General features: G+C 46.4%; 1 protein-coding gene. It reads left to right on the forward strand.

Features of this window, described 5'->3' with window-relative positions; translation table 11 throughout:
* Positions 1 to 15 precede the first annotated feature (15 nt).
* Positions 16 to 616 (forward strand): bifunctional biotin--[acetyl-CoA-carboxylase] ligase/biotin operon repressor BirA (gene birA / locus R7044_RS26410; RefSeq protein WP_225456138.1); only part of this gene is annotated, 601 nt, incomplete at its 3' end.

Genomic DNA, 616 nt, shown 5'->3' on the forward strand with positions numbered 1-616 from the left:
GATAGAGGCGGCACAATGAGGAAAGAACACCCAGTGAAGCTACATATCTTCAAAACACCCAGCGATGGCGGGTTCAATTCAGGTGAAATGCTCGGACAACAACTGGGCATTTCTAGCGCGGCAATTGCAAAGCACATTAAAGGGTTAAATGATTGGGGAGTGGATATTTATCGTATCCAAGGACGAGGCTATCAACTGGCTCATCCTCTTCAATTACTCGATGAAACTCGTCTGAAAAATGCCATTAGCACTCCGGTAGAACTGATTTCCGTGATCGATTCAACGAATCAATATTTGTTAGAGAAAGTCAGTGAATCCGATAAAGGGCGAGTTTGTATCGCTGAATATCAGGCGCAGGGGCGCGGTCGTCGCGGACGTCAATGGATATCGCCATTTGGCACTAATTTATATTTGTCTATGTACTGGCGTTTGGATGCGGGCATGGCGGCAGCGATGGGATTGAGTTTGGTCGTGGGTATTGCTGCAGTCGAAGCACTGGAAAGTATCGGTATCCAAGGTGTTAAGCTTAAGTGGCCAAACGACATCTACTATCAAGATAAAAAATTAGCCGGTATTTTAGTGGAGATGTCTGGTCAAGCAGGAGGCGCAGCTCACT

This window comes from Vibrio sp. 1402, assembly GCF_033340275.1.